The organism is Sphingopyxis italica, from assembly GCF_011926545.1.
Classification (GTDB): Bacteria; Pseudomonadota; Alphaproteobacteria; order Sphingomonadales; family Sphingomonadaceae; genus Sphingopyxis; species Sphingopyxis italica.
This window is the reverse complement of record NZ_JAATIT010000007.1, coordinates 43,902-57,057: the sequence shown is the minus strand read 5'-3', so window position 1 is coordinate 57,057 and position 13,156 is coordinate 43,902. Positions and strand designations below refer to the sequence as shown.

General features: G+C 67.2%; 10 protein-coding genes. 5 read left to right on the top strand and 5 right to left on the bottom strand.

The features are described from left to right. The first annotated feature begins 192 nt into the window (after positions 1–192). Positions 193–1,875: an amidohydrolase gene (locus tag GGR90_RS18575; protein WP_167922904.1), complete on the top strand. Its 1,683-nt coding sequence runs from the start codon at positions 193–195 to the stop codon at positions 1,873–1,875. Here GGR90_RS18575 and GGR90_RS18570 read toward each other — a convergent pair. From GGR90_RS18570 to GGR90_RS18550, 5 genes are all read right to left on the bottom strand, one after another. After that, on the bottom strand, positions 1,872–3,212 hold the full coding sequence (locus tag GGR90_RS18570) for an amidohydrolase family protein (RefSeq protein WP_167922903.1): 1,341 nt from the start codon (positions 3,210–3,212) through the stop codon (positions 1,872–1,874). The genes GGR90_RS18575 and GGR90_RS18570 overlap by 4 nt on opposite strands. Positions 3,213–3,214: 2 nt before the next feature. Further along, positions 3,215–4,681: an Asp-tRNA(Asn)/Glu-tRNA(Gln) amidotransferase subunit GatB gene (gatB, locus tag GGR90_RS18565; RefSeq protein WP_167922902.1), complete on the bottom strand. Its 1,467-nt coding sequence runs from the start codon at positions 4,679–4,681 to the stop codon at positions 3,215–3,217. Between the two features lie 108 nt (positions 4,682–4,789). Further along, positions 4,790–6,271: an Asp-tRNA(Asn)/Glu-tRNA(Gln) amidotransferase subunit GatA gene (gatA, locus tag GGR90_RS18560; protein WP_167922901.1), complete on the bottom strand. Its 1,482-nt coding sequence runs from the start codon at positions 6,269–6,271 to the stop codon at positions 4,790–4,792. Further along, the gene (gatC, locus tag GGR90_RS18555; protein ID WP_167922900.1) at positions 6,271–6,573 is read right to left on the bottom strand and encodes an Asp-tRNA(Asn)/Glu-tRNA(Gln) amidotransferase subunit GatC; all 303 of its coding nucleotides are present in this window, start codon (positions 6,571–6,573) and stop codon (positions 6,271–6,273) included. The genes gatA and gatC overlap by 1 nt, the downstream gene beginning before the upstream one ends. Before the next feature lie 180 nt (positions 6,574–6,753). Then, positions 6,754–8,529 (bottom strand): DUF4153 domain-containing protein, encoded by a 1,776-nt coding sequence (locus GGR90_RS18550; RefSeq protein ID WP_167922899.1) that lies wholly within the window; start codon positions 8,527–8,529, stop codon positions 6,754–6,756. Between the two features lie 190 nt (positions 8,530–8,719). On the opposite strand from GGR90_RS18550, the gene GGR90_RS18545 reads away from it, so the two are divergent. The 4 genes from GGR90_RS18545 to GGR90_RS18530 all read left to right on the top strand — a co-directional run bounded on the left by GGR90_RS18545 (position 8,720) and on the right by GGR90_RS18530 (position 12,911). Further along, positions 8,720–10,009, top strand: coding sequence for a DUF3089 domain-containing protein (locus GGR90_RS18545; protein WP_167922898.1), 1,290 nt, complete (start codon positions 8,720–8,722; stop codon positions 10,007–10,009). A gap of 98 nt (positions 10,010–10,107) precedes the next feature. Continuing rightward, complete coding sequence (ruvX, locus tag GGR90_RS18540) at positions 10,108–10,569, top strand: Holliday junction resolvase RuvX (RefSeq protein WP_167922897.1); 462 nt, start codon at positions 10,108–10,110, stop codon at positions 10,567–10,569. Between the two features lie 132 nt (positions 10,570–10,701). Then, entirely contained in the window at positions 10,702–11,697 is a 996-nt protein-coding gene (locus GGR90_RS18535; RefSeq protein ID WP_167922896.1) for an aspartate carbamoyltransferase catalytic subunit, read from the top strand. Next, positions 11,688–12,911, top strand: coding sequence for a dihydroorotase (locus tag GGR90_RS18530; protein ID WP_209023883.1), 1,224 nt, complete (start codon positions 11,688–11,690; stop codon positions 12,909–12,911). The genes GGR90_RS18535 and GGR90_RS18530 overlap by 10 nt, the downstream gene beginning before the upstream one ends. The last annotated feature ends 245 nt before the right edge of the window (positions 12,912–13,156 follow it).

Genomic DNA, 13,156 nt, shown 5'->3' with positions numbered 1-13,156 from the left:
CTCCGTCATTGCGAGCCCTTCGACTGCCTTGCAGCCGCTCAGGATAAACTCGCGCGTCGCGCGAGCGAAGCAATCCAGAGTATGCGTAAACCGCTCTGGATTGCTTCGCTGCGCTCGCAAGGACGATAAGTTGCAAATGTGGACTTGACCCACCCCCTCCCCGGCCGCCACGATGGCCGCAGGGGAGAAAATATGAAAATCACCGCCGCCATCGCTCTGCTTCTGGCAACGACCACGCCCGCCATCGCGCAGGAGACCACCCTCTACCGCGGCGGCCCGATCGTCACGATGGACGGCGACACGCCCAAAACCGTGGAGGCCGTCGTCACCAGGGGCGACCGCATCACCTTCGCCGGGAACGAGGCCGGAGCGCGCGCCACGGCCGGCAAGGACGCCACCATCCACGACCTTCACGGCGCCACGATGCTGCCGGGATTCCTCGATGCCCATTCGCATTTTTCGGCGATGATGCAGATGGCGAGCGGGCTCGACCTCAACGATCCGTCGCTGCCGCCCGTCACCGACATCGCCTCGCTGCAGGCCGCGATCCGCACCTTCATCGACGCACGCGCGATCCCCGCGGGCGGCTGGGTCGTCGTGTGGCAATATGACGACCAGAAGCTTGCCGAAAAGCGCCACATCACCCGGGCCGAACTCGACGCCGTGTCCGCCGACCGCAACATCGTCGTGCTGCACAGCTCGCTGCATTCGCTGGTCGCCAACAGCGCCACCCTCGCCGCTGCGCATTTGACCGATGCCAGCACGCCGCCGCCGGGTGGCACGTTCCTGCGCGACGCCGAAGGGCGCCTCAACGGCGTGCTGCTCGAAACCGCCGCCTTCATCATCCACGGCGCGATGCCCAAGCCGACGCTGGACCAGCGGCTGGCGACGCTCGACGCCGCGCAGCAACGCTATTTCGCCCACGGCTACACCCATGCGCAGGACGGCGCGACGCTGTTCGGCGACATCGCCTTCTTCACCGGCGCGGCGGCGCGCGAACGGTTGAAGATCGATCTCGCGTTGCTCCCGCTCTACACCGGGCTCGACAAACTGCTCGCCGACCCCGATCTCGAATTCGGGGTCTATCGGGGCCACGCCAAGCTGCAGGGGATCAAATTCATCCTCGACGGATCGGTGCAGGCGCGCACAGGCTATTTCACCCGCGACTATGCGCTGGGCAGCCCGACGGGAGAGAATCCGTGGCACGGCCACCCCAATATCGCCCCCGACGCCTTCCGCGCCGCCGCGGCCAAGGTGAACGACCGCGGCTGGCAGATTTTCGCCCACGCCAATGGCGACGCCGCCATCGACATGGCGATCAAGACCTATGACGCGATGGGGATCACCGCCGCCGCCGACCGCCGCCCGATCATCATCCATTCGCAGTTCCAGCGCCCCGACCAGCTCGCCGCCTACAAGCGCATCGGCGTCGGCCCCGCCTATTTCACCAACCACACATGGTATTGGGGCGACACCCACCGCAGGAATTTCCCCAAGACCGTCGTCGATTTCATCAGCCCGATGAAATCGGCAAGGGCGGCGGGCTTGATCATATCGAACCACAGCGACTTTCCGGTCACCCCGATCGACCCGATGTTCATGCTCTGGACCGCGATGGCGCGCGTCTCGCCGACCGGCGTCGTCAGCGGCCCCGACGAGCGGATCGACGCCTATGCCGCGCTCCAGGCGCTCACCACCGGCCCCGCCTGGCAAATCTTCGAGGAAGATCGCAAGGGCCGCATCAAGGCCGGCCTGCTCGCCGATTTCGTCATCCTCGACAAGAACCCGCTGACGATGCCGGTGGGCGCCATCAAGGACATCAAGGTCCGCGAAACGATCAAGCAAGGCCGCAGCGTCTGGCAGGCCGCCGATTAGGGAACGACGCGCCGCGCCGCGACGTCGGCGAGCATCGCTTTCAGCGCCGCCGCGTCGTACCAACGCTCGCCCGTCATCACGCCGAGCGGCGTGCGCAAGGTCGCAGGCTTTTCCAGCGGATTATCGGCAACGAGCAGCAGGTCGGCGCGATAGCCCGGCGCCACGACGCCGAACTTCACCGCGCCCGGCACCGTCTTCGCGATGAATTCGCCCGGCGTCCGCGTCGCCGCCGACAGCGCCTGCCACGGGGTCAGCCCGGCCGCCAGCATCGCGTCGATTTCCTCGTGCAGGGCAAAGCCCGGCACCTGCCCGGGGATCGACGGCGCGTCACCGCCGGTGATCAGCGGCACGCCGGCGTCGGCCATCGCCTTCACGAAGCGCGCTTCGAACGCGACGCGGCGCGAGAGGTCGACCGCCTTTTTCTGATAGCCCGACCGCGCCCAGCCGATCCGGTCCCCCGGCGACAGATAGCGCGCCTCGGGCGCCGCGAGATAGGCTTTCACCACCTCGGGCTTGCCGAACTGCGCCGCGATGGTGCGATAGTTGAACAGGTCCGACGTGACGAAGGCGCCATGCGCCTTCACCAGCGCGATCGCATCGGCGATCCGCGCGTCGTCGGGCGGCGCGTTCGGATCGTCCGCGGGCGGCTCGGGAAAGAAGCCGTAGAAGAATTCCTCGACATGCGCGACCATCGCCTGCCCCGCCGCGAGCTGCCGCGCGAGCCCGACCGCCTTCGCATTATGCCCGACGACGCCGATCCCTTGAAGCTTCGCCTCGTCGGCGAGCCCCGCGAAAGCCTCGGCCGACAGGTTCGTGTAAACCTTCATGAAGCTGTAGCCGTTCGCCTTTGCCAGCCGCACGATCGCGCGCCCCTCGTCGGCGGTCCGCACGACGAAATGACCATATTGCGGGTCGCCATCGACGACAAAGGCCGTGAAAATCTGCGGCCCCGGCACCTCGCCCTTGTTCACCGCGATCCGCGTCCGTCCGTTGAAGGCGTTGGTCGCCTCGCCCATGTTGAGCATCGTGGTGACACCGTTCGCGAGCAGCAACGTCAGGTCATCGCGCGTCGTCACATGATTGTGCATGTCGGCGAGCCCCGGCACCAGCCACGCGCCCTTGCCGTCCACCACCTGCGTCCCCGCGGGCAGTTTCGCCTTGGCCCCGATGCTCGCAATCACCCCGTCGGCGACGATCACCGTCGTGCGCGGAATCACGCGTTCGCGGTCCATCGGCACGACGTTGACGTCGGTGAAGACGATCGTCTCGGCGCGCGCGAGCGTAGCGCCGGCGACCAGCAGCCAGAGAGCCAGAAGCGCGCGAAGAGCCGCGCGCATCCTCAGCCCAGCGCCTTTTTCAGCAGTTCGTTCACCACCTGCGGGTTCGCCTTGCCCTGCATCGCCTTCATCGTCTGGCCGACGAAGAAACCGAACAAGGCTTCCTTGCCGCCCCTATACTGCTCGACCTTGTCGGCATTGGCGGTAAGGATCTTCGCGATTTCGGCCTCGATCGCGCCGGTGTCGCTCGTCTGCCTCAGCCCCTCGCGCTCGACGATCGCCGCGGCGCCGTCACCCGTCTCGAGCATCTTCTCGAACACCGCCTTGGCGATCGTCCCCGAAATCGTGCCATCGGCGACAAGGCCGAGCAGCTCGGCGGCGTGCGCGGGCGAGACCGGCGAGTCCGAAATGTCGCGGCCCATGCGGTTCAAGGCGCCGAACAACTCGCTCGTCACCCAGTTCGCCGCCGGGGCGGGCTTCGCGCCCGCGTCGAGCAAATTGTCGAACCAAAGCGCCGCCTCGACCTCGGCGGTCAGCACGTCGGAGTTATACGGCGAAATTCCCGCCGCTAGATAGCGCGCGCGCTTGGCGTCGGGCAGCTCGGGCAAGCTGTCGCGGCACTCGGCCAGAAACGCATCGTCGAGCTCGAGCGGCAACAGGTCGGGATCGGGGAAGTAGCGATAATCATGCGCATCCTCCTTCGACCGCATCGATCGCGTCTCGTTACGGTCGGGATCGTACAGCCGCGTTTCCTGCACCACCGTGCCGCCGCTTTCGATCAGTTCGACCTGGCGCTTCGCCTCGCCCTCGATCACCGCCATCACGAAGCGCACCGAATTGACGTTCTTCGTCTCGGTCCGCGTCCCGAACTCGTCACCGGGCCTCCGCACGCTGACGTTGACGTCGGCGCGCATCGAGCCTTCTTCCATATTGCCGTCGCACGAGCCGACATAGCGCAGGATCGAGCGCAGCTTGCGCACATAGGCGCCGGCCTCGGCGGGCGAGCGCATGTCGGGGCGCGAGACGATCTCCATCAGCGCGACCCCCGAACGGTTGAGGTCGACGTACGACATCGTCGGATGCTGGTCGTGCATCAGCTTGCCGGCGTCCTGCTCGACATGGATGCGCTCGATCCCGATGCGCTTCGCTTCGGGCAGGCCCGCCTTTTCATCGGCCTCGATCGTCAGCGAACCTTCGCCGACAATCGGATGATAAAGCTGCGAAATCTGATAACCCTGCGGCAGATCGGCGTAGAAATAATTCTTGCGGTCGAACCGCGACCATTTGTTGATCTCGGCCTCGATCGCCATGCCGGTGCGCACCGCCTGGCGGATGCACTCGCGGTTCGGCACCGGCAGCATCCCCGGCATCGCGGCGTCGACCAGCGACACCTGCGTGTTCGGCTCCGCCCCGAACGCCGTCGCGGCGCCCGAGAACAGCTTGGCGTTGGAGGTGACCTGCGCATGGACCTCGAGGCCGATCACGACCTCCCACTCGCCGGTTTCGCCCTTGATGCGATAGTCAGACATCAATCAAACTTTCCTTGTGTCCCTGCGAAGGCAGGGACCCATCACCTGCCGCTTCAAACTGGCACCATCCGGAGATGGACCCCTGCCTTCGCAAGGGTACAGACTGCATTACCACCACTTCTCCGCCCGCGCCGTAAAGCCCGCCCGCTCTTCAATGGCCAGCCCGGCGTTCAGCACACCCTGCTCGTCGAACGCCTTGCCGATGATCTGCAACCCCAGCGGCAGCCCTTCGCGGTTCAGCGCCGCGGGGACCGACATCGCGGGCAGCCCCGCAAGGCTCGCGGGCACCGCGAACACGTCGTTCAAATACATCGCCAGCGGATCGGCCATCTTCTCGCCCAGCCCGAACGCCGCCGACGGCGCGGTCGGCGCAAGGATCACGTCGCACATTCCGAACGCCTGTTCGAAATCGCGCGCGATCAGCGTCCGCACCTTCTGCGCCTGCGTGTAATAGGCGTCGTAGAAGCCCGCCGACAGCACATAGGTGCCGATCATGATGCGGCGCTTGACCTCGGGCCCAAAGCCGTCGGCGCGCGTCGCGGCGTACATGTCCTGCAGCCCCGCGCCCTGCGGCAGATCGCGCAAACCGTACCGCACGCCGTCATAGCGCGCGAGGTTCGACGAGGCTTCGGCGGGCGCGATGATATAGTAGGCGGGCAGCGCATATTTGGTGTGCGGCAGGCTGATCTCGACCACGTCCGCGCCCGCATCCTTCAGCATCGCGATCCCGGCATCCCACATCGCGTCGATGTCGGGATCGATGCCTTCGAGGCGATATTCCTTGGGAATCCCGACCGTCTTGCCCTTGAGATCGCTCGACAAAGCGGCTTCCCAATTGGGCACGGGCAAATCGAGGCTCGTCGCGTCCTTCGGATCGAAGCCCGCCATATTCTCGAGCATGATCGCGCAGTCCTTGACGTCGCGCGCCATCGGCCCCGCCTGATCGAGCGAACTCGCGAACGCCACGATGCCCCAGCGCGAGCAGCGGCCATAGGTCGGCTTGATCCCCGAAATGCCGGTGAACGCCGCGGGCTGGCGGATCGAACCGCCGGTGTCGGTCCCCGTCGCCGCCGGGCACAGCCGCGCCGCGATCGCCGACGACGAGCCGCCCGACGAGCCGCCCGGCGCGAGCGCCGCATTGCCGCCATCCTTGCGCTTCCACGGGCTGATGACATTGCCAAAGTAGGAGGTCTCGTTCGACGATCCCATCGCGAACTGGTCGAGGTTGAGCTTGCCGAGCATGCCGCAACCGGCGTCCCACAGCTTTGCCGAAACGGTCGATTCATAGCGCGGGACGAAGCCTTCGAGCATGTGGCTCGCGGCGGTCGTCTGGACGCCGTTCGTCGCGAACAGGTCCTTCATCCCGATCGGCACGCCCGACAGCGGCTTCAGCGTCCCCGCCGCGCGATCGGCATCGGCCGCCTTCGCCGCCGCGATCGCATGTTCGGGCGTCTCGACGATGAACGCATTCAGCGCCTTCGCGCCCGCGACATTGGCGTTGAACGCCTCGGCCACCTCGACGGCGCTGAAATCGCCTGCGCGGTGCCCGTCGCGGATCTCGGCGACGGTCAGGTTGGTAAGCTCGGTCATCACTCGATCACCTTGGGAACGCCGAAAAACCCGTGCTGCGGCGCCGGCGCATTCGCCAGCACATCGTCGCGACGGCCGCCGCCGGTCAGCGGGTCGGCGTCGACGACATCGTCGCGCAGCCGCAGCGTGTTGGGGATCACCGCGGTCATCGGTTCGACCCCGGTCACATCGACTTCGCCGAGTTGCTCGACCCAGCCCAAAATGCCGTTGAGTTCGCCTTCCATCGCGGCGGCTTCCGCATCGCTGATCGCGATGCGCGCCAGCGACGCGATTTTCCTTACTGTTGCCTGATCGATTGCCATGATCGCCCTAACTTTAACGAAGCCGCGCCGCTAGCATCCCCGCTGGATTGCATCAAGCCGCGGCCATAGAAACTCGGCAAAAACCCTCGTCATTCCCGCGAAAGCGGGAACCCAGCCGGCCCGCCGCTCATGGGTTCCCGCTTTCGCGGGAATGACGAGGGAGGGATTGTTCGGGAGAAGCTAGTCGAACGCCCCCGATTCCGGCTCGCCGTTCACCAGCACGCGGCGCTGCGTCACCGTCTCGACCTCGATCCGCGCTGTCGACAAATCGACCGCCGGCTTTTTCCCCGGCGCGGGCTTGGCCCAATCGCCCTGCACCCATTGTCCGGCGTCATTCTGCGTCACGAAGTCGAAATTCAGCGCATCGCCGGGCTCGTTCTGCCCGAGCACCCCGATCCTTTTGTCGTCGAGCCACACCGCGACGCACGCCTTGGCGCGGCTGCACATATAACTTCCCGCGATCCGGTCGAGCGCCGCGGCGGGCAGGGCGCGGCCCGCGGGAATGACACGCAACCGATCGGCAAACGGCTTCAGCAACACCGCCCCGCGCGGCCCGCCCAGGTCCCAGCGGTTCTTCGCCGCCAGCGCCGCCTTCGCCGCGTCGGCACGCGGCTTCCGCGGCGAGCGCGCTAGCTCCGTCAGCGCCGCGCGCCCGCTCGGCCCGAAATCATAGGCCATCGCCGCCCAGTCGAACTTTTCGACCGGCGTCGCCCCCGATTTCAGCCGCGCCACCTGATCGCGCGTCGAAATCGCCCCGAAATCGAGGATCGGCAGCGCGAGGAACAGCGCGAGCAGCGCCAGCCCGATCGCGAGCTTTTGCTGCAACGGCCGCAGCAGATCGTCGAAATCGCGCCGCCCCTTCACCACCGCCCACAGGCCAGCGATGCCATAGGCGAGCGCGATCAGCGCCGCGATCACGCCCCAGATGCGCTCGGGCGTCCAGCCATATTGAATCACCCGCAAGTGCATCGAATAATAAGCGATGCCCGCCAGCGGCAGCACCGCGACCGCCAGCACCGGCGCCGCCCAGCGCAGCGCCGGATTGGTCGCGCGGTCGTCGCCGCCATTGCCGATCACCGCATTGGCGAGCAGCACCGCGAACGCCGCGACCGCCATCATCACCGCCGCGGTCGAAAAGCCCGAATCCCACAGCTTCTGCAATCCCGTCTCCGCGAGCGAGAGCAGGAACAGCACCAGCGCGACCGCGAGCGCCGGTGCGAGCACCGCGAGTATGATCATCACCAGCCGCTGCAAGGTCGCAACGAGCTTGTCGCGCTCGCGCAGCAGCCCGACCGCGCCGCCGAACGCCGCGCCCGCGAGCATCCAGCCAAACCATTCGCCGTTCAAAAGGTCGAAGATCAAATTGATCCCGATCAGCTTGAACATCTGCCCGATCAGCACGGTGAGCAGAAAGGTGATGCCGACGAACGCCAGGCTCGCCGCGCCGATTACCGCGTCGGTCCACGCATGGCTGTGCAATCGCTGGTACGGCATCTGCCACAGCTTCCAGAAGCGCCAGTCGGGCGCGACGTCGCGCCGCGTCTGGAACAAAGGCGTCGCGACGAGCACCGCGAGAATGCCCGACCAGAAGGGCCATTCGACCGGATTGCCCTGGATATTATAGGCCGCTGTCGCCCGCGCGATCAGCCCGAGGATCACGCCCCAGCCGAGCGCGAAACCCAGCGCCCAGTGCCAGCGGCGCAGCTCGACGCCGAGCACGAGCACCACCGTCGCCGCCGCGATCCCCGCCGCCAGCGCGCTGCGCCAATGCGCGAGCGCATCGTCATAATGGTGGTCGATCAGCAGGTGAAAGGCGAGCCCCGCGGCGGCACAGATCGCCGCCATGATCCATGGGCGCAGCGGCCAGGGCGGATCGCTGTCGTCCAGCCGCACCGAAACGCTTGACGATCGGGCGGGCGAATCGGCGGCGGCGGCGGTTGCAACTGCGTCGGTCATGCCCACATCTGGGCTTGTTTCGTGGCGCGCGGCAAGCCAAAGCTGCGCCAGAGCCCACAATAAATAGGGACAGTCCCTATTTAATTAGAAGAGACGTTCGAATGCTTTCGCATCGCGCCGATTAAATAGGGACTGTCCCTATTTATTGCCCGCAGGCGAAGACCTGTCCCCCTCCCCATGGAGCGCCCATTTGGCCCGCAAGTTTCTCTACATCATCGCCGCGATCATCCTCCTCATCCTCGCCGCCGGGGTCGTCTACCAGCTGTTCCCCGGCTGGATCGCGCGCACCGCCTTCGTCCCCAGCACCGAATTCAAGCCGCAGGCCGCGGTCGCGCCCAACGCCTATGACGACCCCAAAATGTGGTTCGCGCGCCCCGGGATGGAAAAGGACCCGTCGGCCTGGCGCCCCGCCGCCGACGGCAGCGAAACCCCCGGCACCGAGCTTCCGGGCGAAAAGGCGGCCGGTCAGCTCATCCCCCCCGCAAAGGCGGCGCAGACGGCCGCCGAAGCCCCCTTCCCCCGGGGCAACGCCGCGGTCTTCTTCGTCCACCCGACCAGCTATTACAGCCGCTCGAGCTGGAATGCCCCGCTCGAGGATCGCGATTCGGACCATCGCGCCAACCTCTTCGTCCAGGGCATGGCGAGCGCCTTTGCCGACGCGGGCGAAATCTGGGCGCCGCGCTACCGCCAGGCGACGCTCGGCGCCTTCCTCGCCGAGGACCGCGTGACCGCGGGCAAAGCGATCGACGCGGCCTATCGCGATGTCGAGGAAGCGTTCGACGCCTTCCTCGCCGCGCAGCCCAAGGATAAGCCGATCATCCTCGCCGGCCACAGCCAGGGCGCGCTCCACCTCACCACCTTGCTCAAGACCCGGATCGCCGGCACCCCGCTCGCCAAGCGCATCGTCGCCGCCTATGTGATCGGCTGGCCGGTCAGCCTCGAAACCGACATCGCCGGCCTCGGCCTGCCCGCGTGCCAGACGCCCGAGCAAAAGGGCTGCATCCTCGGCTGGGCGAGCTTCGCCGAGCCCGCCGATCCCATCATGGTCACCGACGCCTATGACGGCACGATCGGCTTCGACGGCCGCCCGCGTGCGGGCACGCGGATGCTGTGCACCAATCCGCTCACCGGCATTCCCGATACCGCCGCGCCGCCCGAAGCGAATATCGGCACGCTGAGGCCGACCGAAGGCTTCAAGTCGGGGTCGCTGATCGCGGGCAAGATCGGCGCCACATGCGACGACACGCGCGGCTTCCTGATGATCGGCGACGCCGACATCGCGAAGGAGTATGTCGTCGCGGGCTATGTCCTCCCCGGCAACAATTATCACGTCTATGACATCACCCTCTTCTGGGCGAACGTCCGCGCCGATGCGCTGCGCCGCCTCGCGACCTATGAAGGCAAGCCGTCGCCGGTGCCGCCGGCTACGGAGCCGATTGCACCAGCCTCGGCTCCGGTAACTGCGGCACCGAAAACCTGATTCCGTTCGCATCGAGCGAAGTCGAGATGCCCATCGTCAGTGCGCGCCCCCACGGTGTCTCGACTTCGCTCGACACGAACGGGTAAGGGAGGCAGGCCATGATCACCACCGCCGCCCCCGACTTCGCCGCCCACTTCCCCAACGGCGGCCGTCTCATGGGCCTCGACGTCGGCACGAAGACCATCGGCGTCGCTTTCTGCGACACGAACTGGAGCTTCGCGACCCCCGACAAGACGATCATCCGCAAGAAATTCTCGGTCGACTTCGAAACGCTGAAATCGCTCATCGCGCAGCATGTTATCGTCGGCCTCGTCGTCGGCCTCCCGCTCAACATGGACGGCAGCGACAGCCCGCGCACGCAGAGCACCCGCGCCTTCGCGCGCAACCTCGCCCCGCTCGCTCTCCCGCTCCTGCTCTGGGACGAACGCTGGTCGACCGCCGCGGTCGAGCGCGCGATGATCGCCGCCGACGTCAGCCGCGCCAAACGCGCGACACGCGTCGACAGCGCCGCCGCGGCCTTCATCCTGCAGGGCGCGATCGACGCGATGACGCGTAGCTAAAACCGTCGCCCCCGCGAAGGCGGGGGCCGCTGGCAACCTTACGCTACGCCGATAGCGGCCCCCGCCTTCGCGGGGGCGACGGCCTATCTTCACTTGCGATTTCCGTAACTCGTGCGTAGACGCTCCCCTTTAATGACAAACTCCACCACCCGACCCGCCAGCGACTATCCGCCCGGCGGCGATGCCTTTCGCCATCGCCACCTCACCGGCATCGCCCCGCTCACCCCGTGGGAAATTTCCTACGTGCTCGACGCCGCCGAAGAGTGGGTCGAACTCAACCGCAGCGGCGCCGCCAAGCATGACGACCGCCTCGCGGGCCTGACGATCATCAACGCCTTTTTCGAGAACTCCACCCGAACGCTTCTGTCGTTCGAGATCGCCGGAAAACGCCTCGGCGCCGACGTCGTCAACATGCACGCCGCGCAGTCGAGCGTGAAGAAGGGCGAGACGCTGATCGACACCGCGATGACATTGAACGCCATGCGCGCCGACGCGATCGTCATCCGCCACGCCTCGTCGGGCGCGGTGCAGCTCATCGCCGACAAGGTCGACTGCCCCGTGCTCAACGCCGGCGACGGCCGCCACGAGCATCCGACGCAGGCGCTGCTCGACGCGCTCACCATCCGCCGCCGCCTCGGCCGCGTCGAGGGGCTCACCATTGCGATCTGCGGCGACGTTCTCCACAGCCGCGTCGCGCGCTCGAACATTCTCGCGCTCACCCTGCTCGGCAATGAAGTGCGCGTCGTCGCGCCGCCGACGCTCACCCCGCCCGCGATGGAGCGCATGCACGTCACCAGCTTCACCGACATGGACGAGGGAATCCGCGACGCCGACGTCGTGATGATGCTCCGCCTCCAGAACGAGCGCATGGACGGCGCCTATCTCCCCTCGGCGCGCGAATATCACGCGCTCTACGGCCTCACGCCCAAACGGCTCGAAAAGGCCAAGCCCGACGCGATCGTCATGCACCCCGGCCCGATGAACCGCGGCGTCGAGATCGACAGCAGCATCGCCGACGACCCGGCGCGCTCGACGATCACCGAACAGGTCGAAATGGGCGTTGCGGTGCGCATGGCATGCCTCGACATCTTGACGCGCCGCCAGCGGGGAGTGCCGGGATGGAACTGAAACCGCTTCACATCGTCAATACCCAGTTGATCGACGGCGACACGCCCCGCCCCGGCAGCCTGCTCGCGGTCGATGGCCGCATCGCCGCGCTCGACCCCACCGACATCCCCGACGGCACCGAAACCGTCGACGCCAGGGGCCAATGGCTCGCCCCCGGGATCATCGACCTCGGCGTCTTTGCGACCGACAAGCCCGCCTTCCACTTCGGTGGCATCACCCGCGCCGCGCTGATGCCCGACAGCGGCCCGCTCGACGGCGCCGGGCTCGTCGAGCGCGCCGCCAAAGGCGGCAAGCCCGACCTCTGGGTTCACCCGCTCGCCGCGGCGACTAAGGGGCTCGAAGGCAGGGAGCTCGCCGAGATCGGCCTGATGAAACAGGCGGGCGCGCGCGCCGTCGCCACCGGCCGCGCGCGCATCGCCGACAGCGGCGTGATGCGCCGCGTGCTGTCCTACGCGGCCTCGCTCGGCCTCGTGACGATCATCCACGCCGAGGATGAAGGCCTCACCGCGGGCGCGGTCGCGACCGACGGCGAAATGGCAACGCGCCTCGGCCTCGCTTCCGCCCCCGCCATCGCCGAGGCGATGGCGATCGCGCGTGACCTCGCGCTCGTCGAGGAAACCGGCGCGCCCGTCCATTTCCGCCAGGTCACCACCGCGCGCGGGCTCGACCTGATCCGCGCCGCCAAGGCGAAGGGCCTGCCCGTCCTCTGCGGCATCACCCCCGCGCACCTGCTGCTTTCCGACACCGCGATCGGCGATTTCCGCACCTTCGCGCGCCTGTCGCCGCCGCTCCGCAGCGAGGACGACCGCCACGCCTGCCTCGCCGCGATCAAGGACGGCACGATCGACATCTTGTCGTCGGGCCACGATCCGCGCGGCCCCGAGGACAAGCGCCTCCCCTTCGCCGAGGCGCAGCCCGGCATGGCGGGCGCCGAAACGCTGCTTGCGCTCGGCCTCGGTCTCGTCCGCGACGGCCACATCTCCCCCGGCCGCCTGTTCGAACTGCTCGCCGCCACCCCCGCCTGCCTGCTCGGCGTCGACGCCGGGAAACTCGCGCCGGGCAAGGAAGCCGACCTCATTCTCGTCGATGACGGCACCCCGTGGCAGGTCGACGCGAAGAAGATGGCGGCCTGGGCCGGCAACACCCCCTTCGACGGCATGCCCGTCCAGGGCCGCGCGACGATGATGTGGAAGGGTGGCGTGCGGATACGCTAGGTTGGCTTGGGGCGGTGAGCGGACGTTGCGGTCCATTGAGCCCCTCCCCTACAGGGGAGGGGCTTTCATCTCCCTACGGCAGCTTCCGGTCGTTAGCCGCCCCTCTTTCCCCGTTCGTGTCGAGCGAAGTCGAGACACCCATCGAGAGAACGCCTGCCCGAGGGGCATCTCGACTTCGCTCGATGCGAACGGGCTAGGTGGGCATTGCGGCCGCTACCGACCGCCCCGTCACCCCCAAAAAACAG

Excerpts from the sequence above, each read along its gene's own strand:
- GGR90_RS18575 (WP_167922904.1), top strand. The coding sequence starts at position 193 with ATGAAAATCACCGCCGCCATCGCTCTGCTTCTGGCAACGACCACGCCC.
- GGR90_RS18570 (WP_167922903.1), bottom strand. The coding sequence starts at position 3,212 with ATGCGCGCGGCTCTTCGCGCGCTTCTGGCTCTCTGGCTGCTGGTCGCC.
- gatB (WP_167922902.1), bottom strand. The coding sequence starts at position 4,681 with ATGTCTGACTATCGCATCAAGGGCGAAACCGGCGAGTGGGAGGTCGTG.
- gatA (WP_167922901.1), bottom strand. The coding sequence starts at position 6,271 with ATGACCGAGCTTACCAACCTGACCGTCGCCGAGATCCGCGACGGGCAC.
- gatC (WP_167922900.1), bottom strand. The coding sequence starts at position 6,573 with ATGGCAATCGATCAGGCAACAGTAAGGAAAATCGCGTCGCTGGCGCGC.
- GGR90_RS18550 (WP_167922899.1), bottom strand. The coding sequence starts at position 8,529 with ATGACCGACGCAGTTGCAACCGCCGCCGCCGCCGATTCGCCCGCCCGA.
- ruvX (WP_167922897.1), top strand. The coding sequence starts at position 10,108 with ATGATCACCACCGCCGCCCCCGACTTCGCCGCCCACTTCCCCAACGGC.
- GGR90_RS18535 (WP_167922896.1), top strand. The coding sequence starts at position 10,702 with ATGACAAACTCCACCACCCGACCCGCCAGCGACTATCCGCCCGGCGGC.
- GGR90_RS18530 (WP_209023883.1), top strand. The coding sequence starts at position 11,688 with ATGGAACTGAAACCGCTTCACATCGTCAATACCCAGTTGATCGACGGC.